This window comes from Pseudomonas sp. 2822-15, from assembly GCF_002742515.1.
GTDB classification, from domain to species: domain Bacteria; phylum Pseudomonadota; class Gammaproteobacteria; order Pseudomonadales; family Pseudomonadaceae; genus Aquipseudomonas; species Aquipseudomonas salomonii.
Map to the genome: position 1 here is coordinate 117,122 of NZ_LJRY01000178.1, position 21,200 is coordinate 138,321.

Annotated in this window: 20 protein-coding genes; 8 read left to right on the plus strand and 12 right to left on the minus strand. The window is 60.5% G+C overall.

Annotated features, from left to right (window positions below; translation table 11 throughout):
- The first annotated feature begins 164 nt into the window (after nt 1-164).
- Complete coding sequence (locus tag AOA59_RS09950) at nt 165-875, plus strand: LuxR family transcriptional regulator (protein WP_099487102.1); 711 nt, start codon at nt 165-167, stop codon at nt 873-875.
- A 167-nt stretch (nt 876-1,042) separates the two neighbouring features.
- Complete coding sequence (locus tag AOA59_RS09955) at nt 1,043-2,167, plus strand: methyltransferase (RefSeq protein WP_099487104.1); 1,125 nt, start codon at nt 1,043-1,045, stop codon at nt 2,165-2,167.
- 55 nt (nt 2,168-2,222) lie between these two features.
- Here the strand turns inward: AOA59_RS09955 and AOA59_RS09960 are convergent, their stop codons facing one another.
- From AOA59_RS09960 to AOA59_RS09970, 3 genes are read right to left on the minus strand one after another with little or no spacing between them, the layout of a single operon-like run.
- Nucleotides 2,223-2,390 carry a DUF2474 domain-containing protein gene (locus AOA59_RS09960; RefSeq protein ID WP_010206690.1) on the minus strand — a complete coding sequence of 56 codons (168 nt, stop codon included), beginning with the start codon at nt 2,388-2,390 and terminating at the stop codon, nt 2,223-2,225.
- 12 nt (nt 2,391-2,402) lie between these two features.
- The gene (cydB, locus tag AOA59_RS09965; RefSeq protein WP_056858218.1) at nt 2,403-3,410 is read right to left on the minus strand and encodes a cytochrome d ubiquinol oxidase subunit II; all 1,008 of its coding nucleotides are present in this window, start codon (nt 3,408-3,410) and stop codon (nt 2,403-2,405) included.
- Nucleotide 3,411: 1 nt separating this feature from the next.
- Nucleotides 3,412-4,851: a cytochrome ubiquinol oxidase subunit I gene (locus AOA59_RS09970; RefSeq protein ID WP_065911132.1), complete on the minus strand. Its 1,440-nt coding sequence runs from the start codon at nt 4,849-4,851 to the stop codon at nt 3,412-3,414.
- A 317-nt stretch (nt 4,852-5,168) separates the two neighbouring features.
- Between AOA59_RS09970 and AOA59_RS09975 the strand changes: the two genes are divergently transcribed.
- Complete coding sequence (locus tag AOA59_RS09975; protein WP_099487106.1) at nt 5,169-6,407, plus strand: MFS transporter; 1,239 nt, start codon at nt 5,169-5,171, stop codon at nt 6,405-6,407.
- A 138-nt stretch (nt 6,408-6,545) separates the two neighbouring features.
- Here AOA59_RS09975 and AOA59_RS09980 read toward each other — a convergent pair whose 3' ends face one another.
- The 4 genes from AOA59_RS09980 to AOA59_RS09995 form a co-directional block, all read right to left on the minus strand.
- The gene (locus tag AOA59_RS09980) at nt 6,546-8,729 is read right to left on the minus strand and encodes a xanthine dehydrogenase family protein molybdopterin-binding subunit (RefSeq protein WP_099487108.1); all 2,184 of its coding nucleotides are present in this window, start codon (nt 8,727-8,729) and stop codon (nt 6,546-6,548) included.
- On the minus strand, nt 8,726-9,715 hold the full coding sequence (locus AOA59_RS09985) for a xanthine dehydrogenase family protein subunit M (RefSeq protein WP_065911129.1): 990 nt from the start codon (nt 9,713-9,715) through the stop codon (nt 8,726-8,728). Before AOA59_RS09985 ends, AOA59_RS09980 begins: the two co-directional genes overlap by 4 nt.
- The gene (locus AOA59_RS09990) at nt 9,712-10,221 is read right to left on the minus strand and encodes a (2Fe-2S)-binding protein (RefSeq protein WP_065911128.1); all 510 of its coding nucleotides are present in this window, start codon (nt 10,219-10,221) and stop codon (nt 9,712-9,714) included. Before AOA59_RS09990 ends, AOA59_RS09985 begins: the two co-directional genes overlap by 4 nt.
- A gap of 96 nt (nt 10,222-10,317) precedes the next feature.
- Complete coding sequence (locus AOA59_RS09995) at nt 10,318-10,761, minus strand: DUF4879 domain-containing protein (RefSeq protein WP_065911127.1); 444 nt, start codon at nt 10,759-10,761, stop codon at nt 10,318-10,320.
- A gap of 209 nt (nt 10,762-10,970) precedes the next feature.
- On the opposite strand from AOA59_RS09995, the gene AOA59_RS10000 reads away from it, so the two are divergent.
- A complete protein-coding gene (locus tag AOA59_RS10000; protein ID WP_065911126.1) occupies nt 10,971-12,266 on the plus strand; it encodes an NCS2 family permease in 1,296 nt (431 codons plus the stop codon).
- On the plus strand, nt 12,263-13,342 hold the full coding sequence (gene trmA, locus AOA59_RS10005) for a tRNA (uridine(54)-C5)-methyltransferase TrmA (RefSeq protein WP_065911125.1): 1,080 nt from the start codon (nt 12,263-12,265) through the stop codon (nt 13,340-13,342). Before AOA59_RS10000 ends, trmA begins: the two co-directional genes overlap by 4 nt.
- 38 nt (nt 13,343-13,380) lie before the next feature.
- Here trmA and AOA59_RS10010 read toward each other — a convergent pair whose 3' ends face one another.
- Complete coding sequence (locus AOA59_RS10010; RefSeq protein WP_099487109.1) at nt 13,381-13,845, minus strand: DUF2442 domain-containing protein; 465 nt, start codon at nt 13,843-13,845, stop codon at nt 13,381-13,383.
- A complete protein-coding gene (locus AOA59_RS10015) occupies nt 13,842-14,270 on the minus strand; it encodes a DUF4160 domain-containing protein (protein WP_099487111.1) in 429 nt (142 codons plus the stop codon). The genes AOA59_RS10010 and AOA59_RS10015 overlap by 4 nt, the downstream gene beginning before the upstream one ends.
- Nucleotides 14,271-14,667: 397 nt before the next feature.
- Here AOA59_RS10015 and aroQ point away from each other — a divergent pair, with 397 nt between their 5' ends.
- Together aroQ and AOA59_RS10025 are read left to right on the plus strand one after the other, a co-directional pair.
- Entirely contained in the window at nt 14,668-15,117 is a 450-nt protein-coding gene (gene aroQ, locus AOA59_RS10020; RefSeq protein WP_056858207.1) for a type II 3-dehydroquinate dehydratase, read from the plus strand.
- Nucleotides 15,114-15,962 (plus strand): shikimate dehydrogenase, encoded by an 849-nt coding sequence (locus AOA59_RS10025; RefSeq protein WP_099487113.1) that lies wholly within the window; start codon nt 15,114-15,116, stop codon nt 15,960-15,962. Before aroQ ends, AOA59_RS10025 begins: the two co-directional genes overlap by 4 nt.
- Nucleotides 15,963-16,106: 144 nt before the next feature.
- On the opposite strand, the gene AOA59_RS10030 is transcribed toward AOA59_RS10025, so the two are convergent.
- Together AOA59_RS10030 and quiC are read right to left on the minus strand one after the other, a co-directional pair.
- Nucleotides 16,107-16,772, minus strand: a complete 666-nt coding sequence (locus AOA59_RS10030) for a TetR/AcrR family transcriptional regulator (protein ID WP_056862012.1) — start codon at nt 16,770-16,772, stop codon at nt 16,107-16,109.
- Between the two features lie 80 nt (nt 16,773-16,852).
- The gene (gene quiC / locus AOA59_RS10035; protein ID WP_099487115.1) at nt 16,853-18,754 is read right to left on the minus strand and encodes a 3-dehydroshikimate dehydratase QuiC; all 1,902 of its coding nucleotides are present in this window, start codon (nt 18,752-18,754) and stop codon (nt 16,853-16,855) included.
- Between the two features lie 210 nt (nt 18,755-18,964).
- Here quiC and AOA59_RS10040 point away from each other — a divergent pair, with 210 nt between their 5' ends.
- Nucleotides 18,965-20,299 (plus strand): MFS transporter, encoded by a 1,335-nt coding sequence (locus AOA59_RS10040; RefSeq protein WP_065911121.1) that lies wholly within the window; start codon nt 18,965-18,967, stop codon nt 20,297-20,299.
- A gap of 1 nt (nt 20,300) precedes the next feature.
- On the opposite strand, the gene AOA59_RS10045 is transcribed toward AOA59_RS10040, so the two are convergent.
- Nucleotides 20,301-21,179: a DMT family transporter gene (locus AOA59_RS10045; RefSeq protein ID WP_065911120.1), complete on the minus strand. Its 879-nt coding sequence runs from the start codon at nt 21,177-21,179 to the stop codon at nt 20,301-20,303.
- Nucleotides 21,180-21,200 lie beyond the last annotated feature (21 nt).

The following is a 21,200-nucleotide window of genomic DNA, read 5'->3' on the forward strand; positions in this document are numbered from 1 at the left end:
TACATGTACAAAAGATAGCTCGGCGTATAAGTATTAAACAAAGAAAATACGAACAATCAGTAAATTTTTTTCACGCTACGAGTTGTAGGCTTTGTCCTACACTGTTTTCCGTACCCGCTGGGAGATAGGACGTGCCCAGGCAACAACACTATGGAGAGTTACCGATGATCAACTGGCGCAATACACGACTCCCCAAATTGGAAGGTGAGAACAAGATCAGCACTATTTATGAGATGGTGATCAATCACACCTATGAGCTCGGGTTCCAATACTGCTCATTCACGATGAGCTCACAACAATCAGGCACTCAAACAAAACCCATTCACTTCAACAACTACCCAAGCGAATGGAACAACGTCTACAAACAAGCGCATTTCTTTGACATTGATCCGGTCGTCGCCCACTGCAAAAGCAGTGTGATGCCCATCGTGTGGGATGAAAAAACATTCAACACCACGCCGCACCTATGGTCGTTGGCCCAATCCTTTGGTGTGCATTTGGGGTGGACCCAGGCCGTGCACGACTTTCAAGGCGTGTTCAGCATGCTCACCCTGGGCCGCAGTAACGGCGAAGTCAGCCCGGAAGAGCTTTACGAGAAAGCCGGCCAGGTCCTCTGGCTTTGCCACGTGATGCACGCGGCGGTGGCACAAGAATATGCCGGAAAAACCAGCGTCACGGCGCCTTGCAAGTTGACGCCACGAGAAACAGAAATCCTCAGGTATTCAGCCTTGGGCAAGACGGCGTGCGAAATTGCCATGATCCTGTGCCTGTCGGAGCGCACCGTAGGCTTCCATATCAGCAGTTGCTTGAGCAAACTTGGGGTCAATAACAAGATTGCGGCCGTGCTTTGCGCCTCCAAAGCCGGGTTGTTTTAACCGCTGAAGAAACACCGCATGTAATCCCGCCGAAAAAAAAGTAACATTTACGGCCAATTCTGAGTGTTGATACGGCGCATGGGTGCCACTTCGTTGTTCACTCAGATGGTTGCGCCGGCCTCCCGTGCCCGCTGCCGCCCCATCGATGACCCAGAGCTCCCCCCGCCATGCCCCTGCTTGACAGCCCCTTCGCCCAGCTCGACCTGATTCGCCAGCCAGAGCAACACAATGACCCGTTGCAGGCCTTCGATGCCGCCGACGAGTACCTGCTCAGCTACCTGGCCGAGCAGCAGCCTGGCGCGGCAACCCGTGTACTGGTGCTCAACGACAGCTTCGGCGCGTTGGCGGCCAGCCTTGAAGGCCAGGTGCAGGTCTCGTCCAGCGGCGACTCGTTTTTGGCGGCCCAGGGTCTGGAAAAAAACCTGGTACGCAACGGCAAGGCCTTTGATGCCGTGGCATTCGTGCCCGCCAGCCAGCTGCCGGCCGGGCCGTTCGACCGCGTGCTGATCCGCGTGCCAAAGACCCTGGCCCTGCTGGAAGAACAGTTGATCCGCCTGCAAGGGCAGTTGGCGCCAGGCGCTCAGGTAATTGCCGGGGCGATGGTCAAGCACCTGCCACGGGCGGCGGGCGAGTTGCTGGAGCGCTATATCGGCCCGATGCACGCCTCCCTCGCCATGAAAAAAGCCCGGTTACTGATCGCCACGGCTGAAGACCGCCCGGCTGCCGTCTCGCCCTACCCTACTCGCTACACACTAGACACACCGGCCATCGAGCTGTTGAACCACGCCAATGTATTCTGCCGCGAAGGCCTGGACATCGGCACCCGCGCCTTCCTCCCGCACCTGCCAACCAACCTCGGCAGCGCGCGCGTGGCGGACCTGGGCTGCGGCAACGGCGTGTTGGCAATTGCCAGCGCCCTGCAAAACCCCGACGCGCAGTACACCCTGGTGGATGAGTCCTACATGGCCGTGCAGTCAGCGGCCGAAAACTGGCAGGCCGCCTTCGGTGCGCGCGAGGTCACCGTACGCGCCGCCGATGGCCTCGCCGGTCAGGAACCGCAATCTTTGGACGTGGTGCTGTGCAACCCGCCGTTTCACCAACAACAGGTGGTCGGCGACTTCCTGGCCTGGCGCATGTTCCAGCAGGCGCGCGAAGCCCTGGTAGTGGGCGGTGCCCTTTATATCGTCGGCAACCGCCACCTGGGTTATCACAGCAAATTGGCGCGTTTGTTCCGTGGCGTTGAACAAGTCGCCGCCACGCCGAAGTTCGTCATTCTCAAAGCCCGCAAATAAAAAAGCCCTCGTAGCGAGGGCTGGAAAACCGGGCCGCAAAGCCCGGATCGGGATATCAGTGAGTGGTCAGGCCGGCCGCATTCATGAACATGCGCATCAGGCTGGCCACGACGAACAGGGCCAGAACGCTGCCGGTCCAGATCATCGCCAGCCACCCCAGGCGCCGCCACAGCGGCTGTTTCTCGGCCTGTTCAATCTCGTGTAACGAAGGTTTGCCGGACATACAACGACCCTCCTAGTGGTAGCCGTCTTCGTGGGTGACCTTGCCGCGGAACACGTAGTAGCTCCAGAAGGTGTAGCCCAGGATAAACGGGATGATGAACAACGTGCCCACCAGCATGAAGCCCTGGCTCTGCGGCGGTGCGGCAGCGTCCCAGATCGACACGGAAGGCGGAATGATGTTCGGCCACAAACTGATACCCAGGCCACTGTAGCCGAGGAAGATCAGCACCAGCGTCAGCAGGAACGGCGTGTAGTGCGCATTACGTGCCACCGCGCGGATCAAGCCGTACATGGTCACCAGCACCAGGATCGGCACCGGCAGGAACCAGAACAGGTTCGGCAGGGTGAACCAGCGCGAAGCGATTTCCGGGTGCGCCAGCGGCGTCCACAGACTGACGATACCAATCACCGCCAGCACCACAAAGGCCAAGGGCCGCGCCAGGTTGTGCATCTGCTCCTGCAACTTGCCTTCGGTTTTCATGATCAGCCAGGTGCAGCCGAGCAAGGCATAGGCGACCACCAGTGCAACGCCGCAGAACAGGGTGAATGGCGTGAGCCAATCCAGCGAACCGCCGGCAAACTGGCGATTCACCACCGGAATGCCATCGATAAACGCCCCCAGCGCCACGCCCTGGAAGAACGTCGCGGCGATGGAGCCACCGATAAACGCCTTGTCCCACAGGTGACGCTTGTCGTCCTTGGCCTTGAAGCGGAACTCAAAGGCCACGCCCCGGAAGATCAGCCCGATCAGCATCAGGATCAGCGGCAGGTACAGCGCCGACAGCACCACCGAATAGGCCAGCGGGAACGCGCCAAACAATGCCGCGCCACCGAGTACCAGCCAGGTTTCGTTGCCGTCCCATACCGGTGCGACGGTGTTCATCATCACGTCACGGTCGACTTTGCCGGGGATAAACGGAAAGAGGATGCCGATGCCCAAATCGAAACCGTCCATCACCACGTACATCATGATGCCGAAGATGATGATCACGGCCCAGATCAGCGGAAGATCAATACCCATCTCAATTCCCCTTGTGCTGGATGTGGGCGTGGTCGTCGTCGCTGCCGTCATCGGCGGCGGACAACGGACGGGCCGGTGTACGTTTCTGGCCAGGGCCGCCATGGGTCGGCTCGCTGCCTTCGTGGGTCTGCGGGCCTTTGCGCACCAGGCGCATCATGTAGCCCAACCCGGCGCCGAACAGCGCGAAGTACACCACCACGAACAACACCAGCGTGATGGTCATCTGCGCCAGGCTATGCCCGGAGGACGCGTCCGCCGTGCGCATCAGCCCATACACCACCCACGGCTGGCGACCGATTTCGGTGGTGAACCAACCGGCAAGAATCGCGATCAGGCCGGAAGGGCCCATCCACAGTGCCAAGTACAGGAACGGCTTGGACGTGTACATCTTGTCGCCCCGGCGCAGCCACAGGCTGAACAGACCGGTGAAAATCATCAGGAAGCCCAGGCCGACCATGACCCGGAACGACCAGAACACAATGGTCGAATTAGGACGGTCTTCAGGCGGGAACTCCTTGAGCGCCGGCACCTGTTTGTCCAGGGAGTGGGTCAGGATCAGGCTACCGAGGTACGGAATCTCCACCGCGTATTTGGTTTTCTCGGCTTTCATGTCCGGCCAGCCGAACAGGATCAGCGGCGTGGGCTCGTTGCCGATATTTTCCCAGTGGCCTTCAATCGCGGCGATTTTCGCCGGTTGGTGCTTCAAGGTGTTGAGGCCATGGAAGTCACCGATCACCGCCTGAATAGGCGCCACAATCAGGGCCATCCACATCGCCATCGACAGCATGGTGCGGATCGCCGGGTTGTCCTTGCCGCGCAGCAAATGCCAGGCTGCCGAAGAACCGACGAAGAACGCGGTGGCCACAAAGGCGGCCGTGGCCATGTGCATCAGGCGGTAGGGGAACGACGGGTTGAAGATCACCGCCAGCCAGTCGGTGGGAATCACCCGGCCGTCGATGATTTCAAAGCCTTGCGGGGTCTGCATCCAGCTGTTGGAGGCCAGAATCCAGAAGGTCGAGATCAGCGTACCGACGGCCACCATCACCGTGGCAAAGAAGTGCAGCTTGCGCCCCACCTTGTTCCAGCCGAACAGCATCACCCCGAGAAAACCCGCCTCAAGGAAGAAGGCCGTGAGCACTTCGTACGTAAGTAGCGGCCCGGTGACGGCACCGGCGAAGTCCGAAAAGCGACTCCAGTTGGTGCCAAACTGATAGGCCATGACCAGGCCCGAAACCACCCCCATGCCGAAGTTGACGGCAAAGATCTTCGACCAGAAATGGTAGAGGTCACGGTAGGTGTCGTTATGGGTCTTGAGCCACAAGCCTTCCAGCACCGCAAGGTAACTGGCCAGGCCGATGGTGATCGCCGGGAACAGGATGTGAAACGAGATGGTGAACGCGAATTGAATTCGGGCGAGATCTAGCGCCTCCAAACCGAACATAAGTCTTCCTCTGTCAGGTAATACCGGCTGCTGGCGGGAGCCTGCACCCACTGCCCCCACGGATATGGAGTGTGGCGAATTTCAATTCGTTTCTTTTTTTACCCATCACGTAGGGATTCTGGCCTTGCGGCCGCCAGACCAATCCCGGGGCCGGTTTTGATCTGGATCAAGCATTGCTGAAAGAGTAGCCCCATTTTCGGACGAAAGCCGTGTGGTTCATTGACGCGTGACAGGTTGCCTCAGCTCAGTTCTTGCAACTATTTGTTACAGCTTGATGCTAATCTGCCCGCTCCCTCTGCTCCTGACCTGACTTCCCGATGCCTAGTGAACCTGCGTTGCTGTTGCGTCACCACCGCCCTTTCATCGCGTTCTGGCTCGCGCGCATCTTCACCGCCAGCGGTTTCCAGATGCTTACTGTGGCCATCGGTTGGAACCTCTACCAACTGACCGGCAATGTGCTGGACTTGGGCTTGGTCGGCCTGGTGGAGTTTATTCCACGCGTGCTCTTCATGTTGCACACAGGCCACGTGGCCGATCGCTATGAGCGGCGCAAGGTCGCCGCCATCTGCCAGACCGTGCAGGCGTTGATTGCCTTATCCCTGGCCGTCGGCGGGCTGACCGGCAACGTGACCCGCGAAATGATCTTCATCCTCGCGTTCCTGCTCGGCGCTGCACGCTCGTTTGAGATGCCCACCACCCAAGCGCTGCTGCCGAGCATCGTGCCCAGCGCGCTGTTCCCGCGTGCCGTGGCCTCGTCGCAATCGGCGCAGCAACTGGCCACCATTGTCGCGCCGGCGCTGGGCGGTTTGCTCTATGCGTTTGGCAGCGTGTGGGTGTATGGCCCAACCGTGGTGCTGTACCTGATCGCCTGCGTACTGACCCTCAACCTGCCCGCGCGCCAGACACCGCTCAATAAAGCCAAGGCAACCATGGATTCGCTGCTCGCCGGGATCCGCTTTATTCGCAGCCGCCCGGACATTCTCGGTGCTATCTCGCTGGACCTGTTCGCCGTATTGCTGGGCGGCGCCACGGCGTTGCTGCCGGTGTTCGCCAAGGACATTCTGCTGACCGGCGCCTGGGGCCTGGGCCTGTTGCGTTCGGCACCGGCGGTAGGCGCGTTGTTGATGTCACTGTGGCTGGCGAGGTTCTCGGTAGACCGGCATGTCGGGCGCGTGATGTTTACCGCTGTCGGTGTGTTTGGCGTGGCAACCATTGCGTTCGGCCTGTCGACGTCGTTCTGGTTCTCCCTGGCGGTATTGGTGGTGCTGGGCGCGGCGGACATGATCAGCATGGTGATCCGCGCTTCGTTCGTGCAGCTGGAGACCCCGGATGAAATGCGCGGGCGGGTCAGTGCGGTCAACGGCCTGTTTATCGGCGCATCCAACCAACTGGGCGAGTTTGAATCGGGGATTACCGCCCACTGGTTCGGCACCGTGCCCGCCGTGGTCATGGGCGGGATTGGTACGTTGTTGGTGACGGGGGTGTGGATCAAGCTGTTTCCGACCCTGGCCAACCGCGATCGGATGCATGTGCCGGTGGAAGAAACCAAGCTATAAGCCGGTTGAAAAACCGTCAATGTGGGAGCTGGCTTGCCTGCGATGGCGGAGTGTCAGTCACTGATTTTTAGCTGACATACCGCTATCGCAGGCAAGCCAGCTCCCACAATTGGATCTGCGGCGGTTTGAAGAACTGCGCTACAGCACCTTGTCCAAGGTGATAGGAAACTCCCGCACCCGCTTGCCGGTGGCATGGTAGATCGCATTCGCCACTGCTGCCGCCACCCCGACAATGCCGATTTCACCCACGCCCTTGGAGCCCAGGGCGTTGACGATTTCGTCGTGTTCGTCGACAAAAATCACTTCAATGTCGCCGATGTCGGCATTTACCGGGATGTGGTACTCGGCCAGGCTGTGGTTCATGTAGCGCCCCAGCTGATGGTCGACCTGGGTCTCTTCATGCAGTGCCATGCCGATGCCCCAGACCACGCCGCCGAGGATCTGGCTGCGGGCCATTTTCGGGTTGACCACGCGCCCGGCGGCAATGGCGCTGACCACCCGACGCACCTTGATCGTGCCCAGGTCTTCGTCGACCTGAACCTCGACAAACACCGCCGAATGGGTCGCCGTCGCATAGCCTTCACGCTTTTTGTCCGGCTGGCTGTCAACCTGGACGGCTACTACCTCTTCGCCACTGTCCTTGACCAGTTGCGCCAGGGACACACTCACGTCCCCTGTGTGCAATTGGCCGTCTTCAAAGCGCACAGTTTCTGCGTCTTTGAACACCGGGTAAGTCTGCCGGGCAATCGCCAGCAGCTTGGCGTTCAGCGCTTCGCAGGCCTGCTGTACGGCTGTGCCGACGGACGAGACGGTAAACGAGCCGCCCTGTAACGGCGCCGTGGGTAACGACGAGTCACCCAGCAGAAAATGCACATCGGCCATCGCCACACCGCTGGTTTGCGCGGCAATCTGGGTCATCACCGTGTAGGTGCCCGTGCCGATATCGGTGGTGGCGCTGCTGACGGTCAATTGGCCTTGGGCATCCAACTGCGCCTTGGCGCTGGCCTTCATCTGCAGGGCTTCCCACACACCACCGGCCATGCCCCAACCGATCAACTGGTTGCCGTCACGCATGCTGCGCGGCTCGGGGTTGCGCTGGCTCCAGCCGAAGCGCTCGGCGCCTTCGCGGTAACACTCGCGCAGGGCTTTGCTCGACCAGGGTTTGTCTTCGTTCTGGTTGCGCTCGGCGTAGTTGATCAGGCGCAGCTGCACAGGGTCCATCCCCAGGGCGCAGGCCAGTTCATCCATCGCACATTCCAGGCCAATCACGCCCAGCGCGGCGCCCGGCGCGCGCATGTCCAACGGCGTGGACACGTCCAGGGGCACCAGTTTATAGGTCAGTTGCACGTTGTCGCAGTGGTAGAGCATGCCGCTCCACTCCACCACGTGCTCGCTGAAATCTTCGAAGCGCGAGGTCTGGCCAATCGCGGTGTGGCCCAACGCCAACAGGCGACCATTGGCAGCAGCGCCCAGTTGCAAACGATGCAGGGTGCGCGGGCGGTAGCCGAACGTGAACATCTGTTGACGGGTCAAGGTGACGCGCACCGAACGCTTGAGCGCCAGCGCTGCCATCACCGCCAGCGGCAATTGATACTGCGGGCGCAGGCCCGAGCCAAAGGCACCGCCGACGAATGCGGCGAAAATCCGTACCTGGCTTTTATCCAGGCCGAAGACTTTTTGCACGTAGGCCTGGCAGTTCTGCGGGCCCTGGGTCTTGTCGTGGATATGCAGGGTGCCGTCCGGCTGATACAGCACGGTGCTGGCGTGGGGTTCCATCGGGTTGTGGTGCTCGATGGGCGTGCTGTAGTGCATATCCAGGCTGACAGCGGCGGCGGCCCATTCGGCCTGGAAGTTGCCCCGTGGCTTGGGCGGCGTTTGCGGCGAGGGGTGCGCCTGCTCATGCAAGGCCGCAAGATCAGTGGCAAATGCCTCGCTCGCGTATTCGATCTCGACGAGCGAGGCAGCGTGCCGCGCCAGTTCAAGGTTGTCGGCGATCACCAGGGCCAGGGGTTGCCCGTTATAAAGCACGCGGTCGTTATACAGCGGGCGAAACGGCGAGCCGTCGGCCGCATCGGCGTCGGCGAAGGCCTCATCGTAGCTGGCGAGTTTGGGGCGGTTCAGATGATCAAGCACCCTGACCACGCCCGGCAGCGCCAGGGCTTTGGACGCGTCGATCCGGATTACCCGGCCCTTGGCAATCGTGCTTGAGACAACACTGCCATGCAGCAAGTCGTTGCCTGGAAACTCACCGGCATAACGCGCCTGGCCGGTGACCTTGAGCAGACCGTCAACACGGTCCAGGGGTTTGCCGACGGCGGTCATGGGCGTTCTCCTGCGACAGCGGCGTCGCTCAGGGCACGGATAATTGCGCGGCGTGCCAGCTTGATTTTAAAGCGGTTGTGTTCCAAGGGTTCGGCGTCCTGCAGCAAGGCGTCAGCGGCCTGGCTGAAGGTTTCGCGGCTGACCGCTTGCCCGATCAGCGCGGCTTCTACGGCGCGATCGCGCCAGGGTTTGTGGGCCACACCGCCAAGGGCCAGGCGCGCATCGACGATGGTGTCGCCTTCCAGTTCCAGCGCGGCGGCAACGGAGACCAGCGCGAAGGCGTAGGAGGCACGGTCACGAATTTTCAGGTAGTGGCTATGGTTGGCGAGACGGTCAGGCGGCAGTTCGATGGCGGTGATCAGCTCATCGTCGGCCAGCAGGTTGTCGCGCTCGGGCGTATCGCCAGGCAGCCGATGAAAATCAGCAAACTCGATTACCCGTGCGCCGCCACGCCCTTCTACATGCACCCGCGCCTGCAGCGCTGCCAGGGCGACGCACATGTCCGAGGGATGGGTGGCCACGCAGTGTTCGCTGGCGCCGAGGATCGCATGGATGCGGTTCAACCCCGCGCGCGCCGGGCAGCCACTGCCAGGCTCACGCTTATTGCACGGCACGCTGGCATCATAAAAATAGTAGCAACGGGTACGTTGCAACAGGTTACCGCCGGTGCTGGCCATATTGCGCAGTTGCGGCGAGGCGCCCGCCAGGATGGCCTGGGACAGCAATGGGTAGCGCGCCTCGATCAGCGGGTGCCAGGCCAGGTCGGCATTGCTGACCAACGCGCCGATCATCACCCCGCCGTCGGCGGTCTCCTCTACGCCGTTGAGCGCCAAACCGGTGATGTCGATCAGGTGTTCGGGGCGGCTGATGTTTTCTTTCATCAAGTCCAGCAGGTTGGTGCCACCGGCAATAAACCGCGACGTCGCGCTGCTCAGGTGCACGGCCTCCTGCACATCGGCCGGCTTGCTGTACTGGAAGGGGTTCATTGGTCACCTCCCAGCACAACGTCTTCAATGGCATCGCGAATATTGCTGTAGGCCCCGCAGCGGCACAGGTTACCGCTCATCAGTTCCTGGATTTGCCCGGTGTTGTGGGCGCGGCCTTCATTGGCCAGGCCGACGGCGGAGCAAATCTGCCCTGGCGTGCAGTAGCCGCACTGGAACGCGTCATGCTGGATAAAGGCCTGTTGCATCGGGTGCAACCGGTCGCCGTCGGCCAGACCCTCAATGGTGGTCAATTCGGCACCGTCGCACATCACCGCCAGGGTCAGGCAGGCGTTGATACGTTTGCCATCGCGCAACACCGTGCAGGCGCCGCACTGGCCGTGATCACAGCCTTTTTTGCTACCCACCAGATCCAGCTGTTCGCGCAGCAGGTCCAGCAAGGTGGTCCAGGGCAACACCTGCAGCTGGCGGTCTTGGCCATTCAGGGTCAGGCGTATCGGGTGGCTGACGAACGGTTTGGTCGTCGTGCCATTAGGGTTCGCGCTCATAAACACCTCACGGGTTGGTGCACATCCGCGGCGTTCAGGAAAGTCGCCGTCTTAGGGCTACGACTTCCCGAGGTAGTGAGCGTTCAAGGGGATTGATCAGAGGATGTTGAACTCGAGTTTCAAGGTGTTTTGCGCGCCATTGATCGAGATATTGCTGTATTCGAACCAGCCTTGGGCCTGGACATTCAGGTCAAACACATAGATGTAGCCCATCACAGTGCCTGCGCCGTTACAGACTTCGCTGATGTTGCCTACCTGACACACCGGCGTGCGTTGCCCATTCAATTCGGCGCCATTGAAGCGCCCCATCGGGCTTTTGCCCAGGCCGACTTCCATCACCGAAACCCTGGTCTGCCCACGATGGGTGCACATCTGGGTGGTCGTCACGCCCGTGGGGATGGTTTCCGTGCAACGTGCCGATTCGACCTTGAATACCCGCACCTCGCTCAAGGGCGGTGCAGCCGCGCCCCACGCCGGTGCCACGAGCCCCAGGCCGATTAAGGCGAACAGAGCTAGACTGCTGGCGTTGGCTTTTTTCATGCTGATAACGACCCTGTGTTTAACGTCGGCGCAGTATGCCTCAAGGCCAGATTCGAGAATACGCAGCCTATCCGCCACATCGCGTCGGCTGCTGGTATCATGCGCCGCTTTTTCCGATCCTCTCTGAAACCACAGGCGCTTGGCGCAGTTTGTGCTTTGACTTAGAGGTCAACAAATAACGACGCAAAATAGCGTCACAGGGAGCCGGCATGCTGGAAAAGCTGTTTCAACTCAAAGCACACAACACCAACGTGCGCACCGAGATTCTCGCGGGTATCACGACCTTTCTGGCCATGGCCTACATTCTGTTCGTGAACCCGAGCATCCTCGGCGAGACCGGCATGGACAAGGGCGCGGTGTTCGTCGCCACCTGTCTGGCCGCCGCCATCGGTTCGACCGTGATGGGCCTGATCGCCAACTACCCGATCGCGCTGGCGCCGGGCATGGGCCTCAATGCCTTCTTCACCTACACCGTGGTCCTGCACATGGGCCATACCTGGCAGGTCGCATTGGGCGCGGTATTCATTTCGGCGGTGTTGTTCTTCCTGCTGTCGATCTTCCGCATCCGTGAGTGGATCATCAACAGCATCCCGCTGCCGCTGCGTTCGGCGATTGCCGCCGGTATCGGCCTGTTCCTGGCGCTGATCGCCCTGCACAACGCCGGTATCGTGGTCAGCAACCCGGCCACCATGGTTGGCCTGGGCGACCTGAAACAACCGGCGCCGATTCTGGCCACCCTGGGTTTCGCGCTGATTGTTGCGCTGGAAGCCCTGGCGGTGCGCGGTGCAGTACTGATCGGCATCCTGGCGGTGACCATCGTGTCTATCGTGATGGGCTTCACTCCGTTCGGCGGCGTGACCTCGATGCCACCGTCCCTGGCGCCGACCTTCCTGCAACTGGATATCAAAGGCGCGCTGGATATCGGCCTGGTCAGCGTGATCTTCGCCTTCCTGTTCGTTGACCTGTTCGACAACTCCGGCACCCTGATCGGTGTGGCCAAACGCGCCGGCCTGATGGGCAAGGACGGCCACATGCCGAAAATGGGCCGTGCACTGATCGCCGACAGTACCGCCGCCATGGCCGGTTCGCTGCTGGGTACGTCGACCACCACCAGCTACATCGAGTCGGCTGCGGGCGTGAGTGCCGGTGGCCGTACCGGTTTGACCGCCATCGTGGTCGCCATCCTGTTCCTGCTGGCGCTGTTCTTCTCGCCACTGGCCGCCAGTGTTCCAGCATTTGCCACCGCGCCGGCGCTGCTGTTCGTGGCCGTGCTGATGACCCAGGGCCTGGCCGAAATCGACTGGGACGACATTACTGTTGCAGCGCCGGTGGTGGTCACCGCCCTGGCGATGCCTTTCACTTACTCCATCGCCAACGGCATCGCCTTCGGTTTCATCGCCTGGACCGCCATCAAGCTGCTTTCGGGCCGCTACCGTGAGCTGAACCCGGCACTGGTGATCCTGTCGATTCTGTTTGTGATCAAGCTGGGCTGGTTCAACGCATGACTTTTGACGCCACAAGCTACACCGCTCAACTGCAAGACAAGGTCACGCGCTTGCGTGACCTGTTGGCACCGTTCGACGCACCTGAACCGCAGGTCTTCGATTCGCCGCTGCAGAACTTCCGCCTGCGCGCGGAGTTCCGCCTGTGGCGCGAAGGCGGTGAGCGCCACTACGCGATGTTCTCCCAGGACGACAAACGCACGCCGATCCTGATCGAACAATTCCCGATCGCAAGCCAACGCATCAACCAGTTGATGCCGCAACTCAAAGCCGCCTGGCAAGCCAGCGCAGCCTTGAGCCACAAGCTGTTCCAAGTGGAGTTCCTGACCACACTGGCCGGCGACGCGATGATTACCCTGTGCTATCACCGCCCGCTGGACGAGCATTGGCACACGGCTGCGAACAAGCTGGCGGCGGACTTGAATGTCAGCGTCATCGGCCGCTCCAAGGGCAAGCGCGATGTGATCGGCCATGACTACGTGGTGGAAAAGCTCGAGGTCGGCGGGCGCACCTTCAGCTACCGCCAACCCGAGGGCGCGTTCACCCAGCCCAACGGCACCGTGAACCAGAAGATGCTCAACTGGGCCTATGAAGCCCTGGGCGATCGCCCGGATGATTTGCTGGAGTTGTATTGCGGCAACGGCAATTTCACCCTGCCACTGGCAACCCGTGTGCGTAAGGTACTGGCCACCGAAATCAGCAAGACCTCGGTGAATGCGGCCTTAAGCAACCTTGATGAAAACGCAGTGGCTAACGTCACCCTGGTGCGCCTGTCTGCCGAAGAGCTCACCGAGGCACTCAACGAAGTTCGACCGTTCCGCCGTCTGCACGGCATCGACCTGAAAAGCTACGAATTCGGTAGCGTCTTCGTCGACCCACCGCGCGCCGGCATGGACCCGGACACCTGCGAACTGACCCGACGTTTTGACAACATCCTGTACATCTCCTGCAACCCGGAGACGTTGGCGGCAAACATTGCGCAACTGCATGACACGCACCGGATTACCCAGTGTGCGATGTTTGACCAGTTCCCGTGGACGCACCATATGGAGTCCGGGGTGTTATTGACCCGCCGGTAAACTGTGGGAGCTGGCAAGCCAGCGACCACACCGGGTTTTCATGCATCTGTTGAATCACCGTTATCCACCGGCTCCTTGCGTGGCCGACCGCCCTTCTTGCCATTGGCTCGGGCGGCAGCGGTTTTGGCGGCGCTGCTCTTGCGACCGTTACGCGACGCTACCATGCTTGTTGCCAGGTCCATCAAGGGCTGGCTGGTGGCGATGAGGCCGGTGATCGACACGTCCAGATCCTGCGCCTCACAGCACAGCGCCTTGCCGCCAAAGCCGACCTCCAGTTGCTGAAAGTCCTCCAGGGAAAACCCTTCGAACTCCGGCAGCCCGGCCACAGGCAACATGACGCGGCTGCCGTCGCTGAAGCCGATGGAAATGCACTCGTGTTCATAGCGCACGTTGCTGGCATTGGCGTACAGACGTTTGAGCTTGCGCCCACGGGCGATTGCCTTGTCGACATCGGCGTCAGTGAGCGGCTTGTAGGGCACGACTTTGGCTTTTACGATTTTCATAAATTAATCCCCACGCAATCTGGCGCTCTGACCAGATTCAAAATTGTTCTTTGCTCTACGACATCGTGCCGGGCGCTTGCGATGACATAGACACCACGTCGAATGACCAACCCTGGGACCAATTCACCCGCTTCCCAATCCCAGGAATGATTCTCCAGGCAAACCGTTTGCAGCTTCTCCCACCAGATCCTGCGTGCCCGCGCCAGGTAGTGCGGCTGCATGATCGCCTCACGTATTTCCTTCAGGAGCGCAGTGGATGGCCGCCTGCGATCCGGCTCTACATCCCACAACTCCACTTCCCCATCCAGAAAGCTGAAACGAAAACGCGCATCCCATGCCATGCCCCTGACATGAACGTGGGGCGGGCAGTGTTCATCCCGCAAAAACACTGAGATCACATATCCCTTGTAAGCACCTACTTTCATCGTAACCCATCCGTTAGGTTATTTTCCGTCAGGTAACAATTTTTCCGTGGCACCCGACAACCGGCCCCATCCTTGCGAAGCTGTTTCACAGATTAGTAACGACGAACAACCCCGCGAACACGGGGTTGTAACCACTCATGCCGACGGCTGGAAATACCCTGCCAACGCCCGCAGGTCCTGCTCGTTCAGCAACCCCGCGTAATACTTCAACTGAATTCGCGCCAGCCAATACCCATGCTGTGCGTTGATTTTTCAATCGATAGTGAATTTGATGCTGCGGGGTATGCCTGCGAATAAGCGTTCGATAATCGAACACATCAGCCGCCTTCAATTGACCAAATTAACCATCCGGTACATTTTATCCACACAACCAATAATAAGTGTGGAGATACCCTTTATGCCGCCCATCGTGCTGGTGCTCAACGGCCCCAACCTCAACCTGCTCGGCACCCGCGAGCCTGCTACCTACGGGCATGAAACCCTGGCCGACATCGCCGCACTGTGCGGCCGCAGCGCGGAAAACCTGGGGTTGAAAATCGAATTTCGCCAGACCAACCACGAAGGTGAACTGCTCGACTGGATCCACGGTGCCCGCGCCCGTTGCGCCGGTATCGTGATCAACCCGGCGGCCTGGACCCACACCTCCGTAGCGATTCGCGACGCACTGGTGGCCAGTGAAGTGCCGGTGATTGAAGTGCATTTATCCAATGTGCATGCGCGCGAGGCGTTCAGGCACCACTCGTTTGTGTCGCCCATTGCCAAGGCGGTGCTTGCAGGCTTTGGCAGCCATGGTTATCACCTGGCGCTGGAACACTTCAGCCACAGCCTCAAAGGATCCGCCCGATGAAACCGCGCATCCTCGCCGGCCTGATCGGCGCCGGCATCCAGGCCTCCCGCACGCCCGCCCTGCATGAACAGGAAGGCGACGCCCAAGGCTTGCGCTACCTGTATCAGTTGATCGACCTGGAAGCCCTGCAACTGAACATCAACGCCCTGCCCGACCTGCTGGACGCGGCCGAGTTGATGCACTTTACCGGCTTGAACATTACCTACCCGTGCAAGCAGGCAGTGCTGGCGCTGCTCGATGAATTGTCTGACGAGGCGCGAGGCATTGGCGCCGTCAATACCGTGGTGTTCAAGGATGGCAAGCGCATTGGCCATAACACGGATTGCCTGGGGTTTGCCGAAGGTTTCCGGCGCAACTTGCATGATGTCGCGCGCGAGCGCGTCGTACAGATGGGCGCCGGCGGTGCGGGCGCAGCAGTGGCCCATGCGTTGCTGGCCCAAGGCGTGCAGCACTTGAGTATTTTTGATGTGGACATGACCCGCGCCCGCGACCTGGTGGATAACCTTGCGCAGCGCTTTGGTGCCGGTCGCGCCCAGGTTGGCAACCAACTGGAGAACGCGATGGCCGAGGCGGATGGCTTGGTGAACACCACGCCCATGGGCATGGCCAAGCTGCCCGGCACGCCGGTGCCGCCGGCGCTGTTGCGAGCCGAACTGTGGGTCGCGGAAATCGTGTATTTCCCGCTGGAAACCGAACTGCTGCGCGACGCCCGCGCCCTGGGTTGTCGCACGCTGGACGGCGGCAATATGGCGGTGTTTCAGGCGGTGAAGGCGTTTGAACTGTTCAGTGGCGAGGCGCCGGATGCGCAGCGAATGCTGGCGCACTTTCAGAGCATGAATGGCTGACTGCCGAAACCGAAATCAAAAAATGTGGGAGCTGGCTTGCCTGCGATAGCGATTCAACAGTCGCTATTGATGTGACTGGCACACCGTCATCGCAGGCAAGCCAGCTCCCACACTGATTGCATTCCAGATTGGGAGTCGGTGGGTTCAAGCCTGCAGGTACCGCATCACCGACTCACAAATCATCTCCCGATGCCGCTGTTTAATCGCCTCATCCGACAGCTCGATCTGAAAAATCTCACTGAACGTATGGCGGTTGGACACCCGGTAAAAGCTGAATGAGTTGATCAGCAGGTGCACATCCAGCGGCTCCAGCCCCTCGCGAAACACCCCCATCTCGGCACCCCGCCGCAATGTGGCGCCCAGCGCTTCGAGGATGTTGCTGTTCATCGCCTTGATCGAATCCGAGCGCTTCACGTATTCCGCGTTGTGGATATTTTCGATGCTGACGATGCGCACGAAATCCACGTTCTGGTCGTGGTGATCGAAGGTGAACTCCACCAGCCGGCGGATCGCTTCACGCGGTTCCAGGGCGGTGAGGTTCATGCGCGTTTCGGTGTTGCGGATGTCGCCGTAGAGTTTTTCCAGCACCTCGACGTACAACTGCTCCTTGCTGCCGAAGTAGTAATAGATCATGCGTTTGGAGGTGTGGATACGCTCGGCGATCGCATCCACGCGCGCGCCGGACAGGCCCTGCTGAACAAACTCGACGATGGCTTCCTGCAGGATGTTTTCGCGGGTCTTTTCCGGGTTGTTCTTGCGACTCTTGCGCGGTGTGTCTGACACAGCGGAGAGGTCGGGGGTCAGGGTCATGGTGCGCTCACGGCCATTTGTGTTGTGCAAGCGGCGATTATGGGCCGAGGCGCTTCCCGAAGGAAGCACCTGCCCGGCCGTTATAAACGCGCCTGACGTGCCGCGCCGCTGCGCGATTTGGCCATCGCGGCCAGGCGCACCGCCACATTGGCCGCGCCATACCCGGCGTAGCCGTTCTTGCGCTGGATGATCTCAAAGAAAAACCGCCCTTCGAACGCCTCGGTGTACACATGAAACAACTCACCGCCCTGGGCATCACGGTCGTACAGCACGTTGTAGTACGCCAGTTCGCTGAGGAACTCATCGTCGAAATCAAACCGTGCGGCCAGGTCGTCGTAGTAGTTGAGCGGGATGTCCAGTAACGGCACACCGGCTGCTTTGGCGCGGCTGACCTCCGCGAAAATATCCGCGCAGTCAAAAGCAATGTGGTGCACGCCCGAACCACGATAACTCGACAGCGCGTGGGAAATTGCCGTGTTGCGGTTCTCGGAAATATTCAACGGCAAGCGAATCGAGCTGCACCGGCTGCGCAACGCTCGGCTTTTCACCAGGCCATAAGGGTCGGGCAGCACCACTTCATCATCGGCTTCGAAATCCAGCAGGCTCTTGTAGAACAGCACCCAACTGTCGAGGCTGTCGGCCGGCAAGGCCATGGCCATATGGTCGATGCGCAGCAAACCGCCGCTGGACGCCGTTGCCGCTTGCAAGTTGAAGTCGGTGTCGTACAGCGCACCCTCGGCAGGGTCCACCAGATAAATCAGGCTGCCATCCGGCGCACGTACGGCCGCCAGCTCCAGCTCGTTAGGCCCGACCAGCCCGCGATACGGCTGGCCTTTGTAGGCCACGGCCCGCTCCAGCGCCTTGGCGCTGTCCTTGACCCGAATCGCCGTGGCGCACAACGACGGGCCGTGGGCTTCGAAAAAGTTGTGGGCAAAGGAGTAGGGCTCGCAGTTGAGGATCAGGTTGATATCACCCTGGCGCAGCAGGCTCACACTCTTGGAGCGGTGCTGGCCCGCCTTGACGAACCCCAGGCGCTCCAGCCAGTGGGTCAGCTTGGCGCCGAGGCTTTCATCCACGGCAAACTCGAGGAACTCGATGCCGTTGTATTCACTGGCCGCCGGGGTATCAAACAGAATCTCGACGGGCTGGGCCGGCGCTTGCTGCTTGAGGCGTTCACGGGTTTTTTCTTCCAGGTACAGCAGCGAACGCAAGCCATCCGCCGCATTCGCGCGGGTGGGCGCGGCGCGAAAACCGTCGTTGAAAATCTCCAGGGACAGCGGCCCGGTGTAGCCACTCTTGATGATCGGCGCGAGAAAGCCTGCCAGGTCAAATTCGCCCTGCCCAGGGAAACAGCGGAAATGCCGGCTCCACTCCAGCACATCCATGGCCAGGATCGGCGCGTCGGCCATTTGCACAAAGAAGATTTTGTCGCCGGGGATGTCGGCAATGCCGCTCGGGTCGCCCTTGAGCGACAAGGTATGGAAGCTGTCGAGCAACACGCCCAGGCTAGGGTGATCGACCTGACGCACCAGGTTCCACACCTGCTGCCAGGTGTTCACATGCTTGCCCCAGGCCAGCGCTTCATAACCAATGCGCAAACCACGGCGGCCGGCGTGCTCGGCCAGCAAGCTGAGGTCATCGAGCAAAATGCGTTCATCGCCCACGCAATCTGCCGAGGCATTGCTGCACACCAGCACCAGGTCGGTGCCCAGCTCCTGCATCAAATCGAATTTGCGCTCGGCGCGTTCCAGGTTGCGCGCCAGGCGGTCGCGGCGGCATCCTTCAAAGTCGCGGAACGGCTGGAACAAGGTGATGGCAATGCCCAGGTCGGCGCACATTTGCCTAACTTCCCGCGGGCTGCCGTCGTAATACAACAGGTCGTTCTCGAAGATCTCCACCCCGTCGAACCCGGCAGCGGCAATGGCTTCGAGCTTTTCCGGCAGGGTGCCGCTCAAGGAAACGGTGGCAATGGAACGTTGCATGGGGCGACTCCCGGAGTTGTTATTTGCAGCAAATTATTGGCCCCTAGCCTACACGCAGCAATTAAAATGTACGAACCGGTTAGTTTTTTGTGCGATTACCGAACACTATGCCCAGTTGGCGAATTGACGACTTTTTAACCACTGCGCACCATCGAACCTGCACCAAGACCCAGAACACACCATAAAAATTTCAAAAACGGGTACGACCTCATGCCTTCGCAAAACTCCGCTCTGGCCGCGCGTCCGGGCAACCCGCACGCCGGCATCGGCGACAAAATCCGTGGCGCCATGGCCGTGGGTAAAACGCGCTGGGGCATGCTGGCCCTGGTGTTCTTCGCCACCACCCTGAACTACATCGACCGCGCCGCCCTCGGCGTGATGCAACCGATCCTGGCCAAAGAGATGAGCTGGACGGCGATGGACTACGCCAACATCAACTTCTGGTTCCAGGTCGGTTATGCCATCGGTTTTGTGCTGCAAGGCCGGCTGATTGACCGCGTGGGCGTCAAGCGCGTGTTCTTCTGCGCCGTGCTGCTGTGGAGCCTGGCCACCGGTGCCCACGGCCTGGCCACCTCGGCGGTGGGCTTTATGGTCTGCCGCTTTATTCTCGGGCTGACGGAAGCCGCCAACTACCCGGCCTGCGTCAAGACCACGCGCTTGTGGTTCCCGGCCGGTGAGCGCGCAGTGGCCACCGGCATCTTCAACGCCGGCACCAACGTCGGCGCGATGATGACCCCAATGCTGCTGCCGTTAATTCTGCACGTGTGGGGCTGGCAGGCGGCGTTCCTGTGCATGTCGGCACTCGGCGCGATCTGGCTGGTGTTCTGGGGGTTGAAGTACTACAACCCGGAAGACCACCCGACGGCCAAACAATCCGAATTGGACTACGTGCAACAGGAAGCCGAACCCGAGCAACCGAGCGTGCCGTTCAGCCGCATCCTGCGCATGCGCGGTACCTGGGCCTTCGCCCTTGCCTACGCCATGACCGCGCCGGTGTTCTGGTTCTACCTGTATTGGCTGCCGCCGTTTTTGAACCAGCAATACAACCTGGGCATCAACGTGACCCAGATGGGCATTCCGCTGATCATCATTTACCTCACCGCCGACTTCGGCAGCGTGGGTGGCGGGATTCTGTCGTCATTCCTGATCGGCCGCGGGATGAATGCGATCAAGGCGCGGCTGTTGTCGATGCTGCTGTTTGCCTGCTGCATCGTCGGCGTGATCATGGCTGCCGGCTCCAGCCAATTGTGGGTTGCAGTGTTCGCCATCTCCCTGGCGATCGGCGCGCACCAGGCCTGGACCGCCAACATCTGGAGCCTGGTGATGGACTACACGCCCAAGCACATGATGAGCACAGTGTTCGGTTTCGGCGGCATGTGCGCGGCCATCGGCGGCATGTTCATGACCCAGATCGTCGGGCACATCCTTACCGTGACCAACAACAACTACACCCTGTTGTTCACCCTGATCCCGGCGATGTATTTCATTGCGCTGACCTGGATGTACTTCATGGCGCCGCGCAAGATTCCCACAGTCGACGTGTAACTCACCGCCGCCGCTGCTGCCAGGCAGCGGCCAGCCCGCTCATGCAGATCACCCCGATGCCGACCACCGTGGTCACATCGGGGGTATGGCTGAACACCAGCCAACCCAACAACCCCGCAAACACGATCTGGCAATAGCCGAACGGTGCCAGCAAGGCCGGCGCCGCGAAGCGGAACGCCTGGGTCAACATCAAGTGCGCCGTCATGCCGCAGCTGCCCAGCGCCAGCATCAGGCAGGCATGCCACAGCGTCGGGACCTGCCAGAAGAACGGCACCAGCGCACTCATCACCAAGGTATTGCACAGCCCGGCGAAGAAGTTACTGGTGGTCGGTGTGTCGTATTGGCTGAGGATGCGCGTGAGTAATTGGTAGAAACAGAAGAACATCGCCGAACACAGCGGCAGCAACACCGCAGGCGTGAACAACTCGCCGCCGGGGTGGATGATGATCAACACACCGACAAACCCGCAGATCACCGCCAGCCATTGGCCACGCGTGACGTGCTCGCCGAGCAAAGGCACCGATAGCGCCGTCACCAGGATCGGTGCCAGGAAGTTCACCGCCGTGGCTTCCGCCAACGGGATGTAATGCAGTGCCGCAGTAAAAAACAGACTCGTGCCCAACAGGCACAACGCCCGCACCACCTGCATGCCCGGCCGCTTGCTGCGCAGCACCCGCAAGCCGGATTGCGGCAGGAAAATCCCGGCCATCAGCAAGGTGTGCACCAGGTAACGCGCCCACACCACCATTACAATCGGGTAAAACCCGGCCAGGTATTTGGACAGGGCGTCGTGGCTGGAGAACAGAAACGTCGCCAGCACAATCAGCAGGATGCCTTTGAAAGGATGGTTGACGCCGGAAAGCGGTGTGCTGACAGTCATTGAATTCTCTTGCATGGTGGG